General features: G+C 34.1%; 2 protein-coding genes. Both read left to right on the top strand.

What is annotated here, in order from left to right; translation table 11 throughout:
• Positions 1–475, top strand: a 475-nt coding sequence (locus CY0110_RS27635; RefSeq protein WP_035800914.1) for a hypothetical protein, incomplete at its 5' end; no start/stop codon positions are given.
• Between the two features lie 152 nt (positions 476–627).
• Positions 628–1,881: molecular chaperone HtpG (htpG, locus tag CY0110_RS27630; RefSeq protein ID WP_008278980.1), on the top strand; the 1,254-nt coding region annotated here is incomplete at its 3' end.

The following is a 1,881-nucleotide window of genomic DNA, read 5'->3' as shown; positions in this document are numbered from 1 at the left end:
TATTTTAGGAGAAGTTGACCATGATAAAATACAAAAAGATATTAATCAATTACGGCAACAATATCCGACAGAAACCCCTGCTCAATTAGCAGATAGAATAATTAAACAACAAGGAATAGAAGCAGCGAAAGTAGGAGTTTTTACTAACTTGATACCTCCTTTTGCCTTATTTTTATTTGGATTAGAATTTTCAGCTATTACTAAACTACAAGTAGAAATGATTTATAAACTGGCTGCTGCTTATAATTTAACCCTAGAAACCCCCTTGCGTCGAGGAGAAAATTTTGCTCTATATAACTTATCTCTAGGAGGAGGACTAATCAAAACCAGTTTAAGTTTTGTTGAAATAATACCAGGAATTGGACCAATTGTCGGAGCTTGTAGCGATGCTATTTTATTATATGGACTTGGTTATGCGACCACTTGGTTATATCAAAATGCAGTAGAGCAAAACCAGAAAATGACTCAATATTAAATTTTTAATCCAATTAAATAATTATTCATTATCTATAAGTACGGATATCCGCATCTTTGAGGTGTAATAATCCCAAAATGAAACAATGGTGAAAATCAGAGACAATGATAACAGACAATATGTAAACTCTATTCTGACAAGAAGTAAAAACTATGGCGGTACTAGAAAAAGGTAATATTACCATTCATACTGAGAATATTTTTCCCATTATTAAGAAGTCTCTCTACACCGATCACGAAATCTTCTTACGGGAATTAATTTCTAATGCAGTGGATGCCATTTCTAAGTTAAAAATGGCTTCTTTAGCAGGGGAACTATCTGGGGATGTTCCTGAACCCGAAATTACCATTACCGTTGATAAGAGTAATAAAACCCTTTCTATTTATGATAACGGTATTGGCATGACCGTTGATGAAATTAAAAAATACATCAATCAAGTTGCTTTTTCAAGTGCAGAAGAATTTGTAAAAAAATATCAAAAAAGTGCTAATGATTTGATTGGCCATTTTGGTTTAGGTTTCTACTCTGCTTTTATGGTAGCTAAACAGGTAGAAATTGATACTTTATCTTATAAAGAAGGATCACAAGCGGTTCATTGGTCTTGTGATGGTTCCCCTGAATTTGAGATAACAGAATCTTCTAAAACTCAAGTGGGAACTACTATTACGTTAACCTTAATGGATGACGAACAAGAATACTTAGAATCTCAAAGAATTCGTCAATTAGTTAAAACTTATTCTGATTTTGTTCCCGTTCCTATTAAGTTTGAAAATGAGACGATTAACCGACAAAAAGCACTGTGGAAAGAATCACCCCAAAACTTAACAGATGAGGACTATTTAGAGTTTTATCGTTACCTCTATCCTTTCCAAGAAGATCCCTTATTGTGGGTCCATTTAAACACGGATTATCCTTATCTTTTAAATGGGATTTTATACTTTCCTAAATTACGTCCTGATGTTGATGTCTCTCAAGGACACATTAAACTGTTCTGTAATCAGGTTTTTGTTAACGATCACTGCGAAGAAATTATACCAGAATTTTTAATGCCGTTACGAGGAGTTATTGATAGTCCTGATATTCCCTTAAACGTTTCTCGAAGTGCATTAACTAATCATCGTACTGTTCGCAGTATTGCTAATCATATCGCCAAAAAGATTGCTGATCGTCTCAAATCTATCTATAATGAAACTCCAGAAGAGTATATCAAATGTTGGCAAGATGTGGGAACTTTTATTAAGTACGGTTCTCTTAAAGACGATAAATTCAAGAAGCAAGTTGAAGATATTCTCATCTACAAAACCACTTATAAAGCGGATAAAGTAGGTGGCAAATCTGAGGCTGAAACCCCACAAGTACAAGTAGAAGGAGAAGGGGATCTCTGGGAAGATGTGAAGCCTAAAACT

The sequence above is a fragment of the Crocosphaera chwakensis CCY0110 genome, assembly GCF_000169335.1.
GTDB lineage: Bacteria > Cyanobacteriota > Cyanobacteriia > Cyanobacteriales > Microcystaceae > Crocosphaera > Crocosphaera chwakensis.
This window is presented reverse-complemented; position numbering and strand designations above follow the sequence as displayed.